This window comes from Streptomyces sp. NPDC055078, assembly GCF_053607985.1.
In genome coordinates this window covers 1-1,786 of sequence record NZ_JBSGUP010001034.1, presented here as the reverse complement: position 1 = coordinate 1,786, position 1,786 = coordinate 1, and the positions used below count along the sequence as shown (strand labels likewise).

General features: G+C 75.7%; 2 protein-coding genes and 1 pseudogene. All 3 read right to left on the bottom strand.

Annotated elements, in window-relative coordinates; all coding sequences use genetic code 11:
• A partial coding sequence (locus ACWF94_RS39875; RefSeq protein ID WP_453500092.1) for a hypothetical protein occupies positions 1–195 on the bottom strand: 195 nt, incomplete at its 3' end.
• Positions 196–331: 136 nt separating this feature from the next.
• A complete protein-coding gene (locus ACWF94_RS39870; RefSeq protein ID WP_453500090.1) occupies positions 332–907 on the bottom strand; it encodes a hypothetical protein in 576 nt (191 codons plus the stop codon).
• A 398-nt stretch (positions 908–1,305) separates the two neighbouring features.
• Positions 1,306–1,786: pseudogene (locus ACWF94_RS39865) on the bottom strand (MFS transporter); the annotation flags it as partial.

The window sequence follows — 1,786 nt, the reverse complement described above, 5'->3', positions numbered from 1 at the left end:
CGACATCAGTACGGCCCTCGTCGACTTCCGGGCGGGCCGGCGCACGCCTGTGGAGCGGTTCCCGTAAGCAGGAGAGTCCCCGTCCAGGTGTCTCGTGCCGCGCGGCAGGTCGCCCTTCGACCTGCCCGGCAACGAGGTGCGGTGTACGGCGCCGAAGGGCAGTCCGGCGCCCTCGGTGCCGACGCCGTGGACCAAGGCCGTGCCGGTCCTGCCGTTCGCCCCGGGCAGGAGCCCGAGGCCGGCGAGTACGGCTCGGCACGATGAGCGAGACGTACGCGATCCGGCGCGGCCCGCCGGAATCCGGTGCCTCACCACGCCTGTGGGCCCGCGATCACGAGGCGGTTCCGCGGGGTCCACGAGGTCTGCGCGGTCCGCGGGGTTCGCGCGGTCTGCGGGGTTCGCGAGGTCCGCGGAACAATGAGCCGTCGCCCCACTGCGGGCCGTTGTCACCGCCGCCCGGCTCGGCCGCGGGGGTGCGGGTGGTCTCGTCCAGGGGCCGGTCGGTCCGGTGGACGCGCAGGGACCGCTGGCCCGGGCGCCAGCCGTCGCGGTCGACGGCTTCCACCGCGTAGCCGAGGTCCCGCAGTATGCCGGCGACCGCCGACAGCCGTTCCGCGCGGTGTGCGGCAGCGCCCGGCGGGTCGCTCTGTCCCAGACGCCACCGGTATTCGCTCCGGGGGTGATGGACGACTTCGACGGACCAGAGCGCTCCGACCGGCCATTCCTCCCGGGGCAGCGCCTCCACCGTGCAGAACTCCCCCTGCCACCCCGTCCGCCCGGCACCTGGCGGCGGCGTGAGACCCGCCTCCGCCAGGTGCCGCGCGACCTCGGCGGCACCCGCGTAGTACCCGGCGGGTTCCGGCTCGGGCGAGTTCCCCGTCTCATCGGCAGGACCGTGCGTGACCATGCCTCATCCTGACTACGGATCCCTCACATTGCAGCCGTTTTCCGGCCGATGGCCGGACTCTTCCGCGAGCGCGGGGCTCTCCGGGACGTACTCGGGGACCGCCCGGACGCAGTCCGTGGCCCCGTACGGTTCCAGGGCCTTCCCGACGGCGATCACCGCGCGCGGTCCACACCCGCGCACCGGCCCCGGGGGACGCCCGGCAGAACACGGCCGCGGGGCTGTGCGACAGCAGCGGGTCCACTCGTGCGAGGACTCCGTCCAGCGGCGCGGTCGGCCACGGCATCGCCGACCGCCCGAGGAGCACTCGCCCGGAGCCGACGAATGATCCGTCATCCTTGCCGCCCGCCCCGGGCCCACCGCGCCGGGCGGTGCCCCCGCCGCCGAACCCGCACGACCGGCTACCCGACGGCCTCCGCCGCGTCGGCGGCGCCGGGCGCGGTGGGCCCGGGCGCGGCGCTCGGTGCGGGGGTCGGCGTGCGGTAGGCGCGGAGTGATCTGTTGGTCGCGGCCACGGCGGCGACCGCCAGGGTGGCGGAGAGGCCGCCGGCGACCAGGGAGAAGGAGGCGGAGGTGGCCGACGCCAGCAGGCCGCCGCGGAAGTTGCCGAGTTCGGGGCCCGCGACACCGATGACGTGTTCCACGGAGGAGACCCGCCCCCGGTACGCGTCCGGGGTCTCCAGCTGGACCAGCGCACTGCGCGTGACGACCGACACGGTGTCGGCGGCACCGGCCAGTGCCAGACAGCCCAGCGCCAGCCACAGCGGCCCGGCGAGGCCGAAGCCGGCCAGCGCCAGGCCCCAGACTCCGGCCGCGATCAACTGGACCAGGCCGCCCCGGCGCCAGCGGGTCACCGTGCCGGAGAGCAGGCCGGCGGTGATC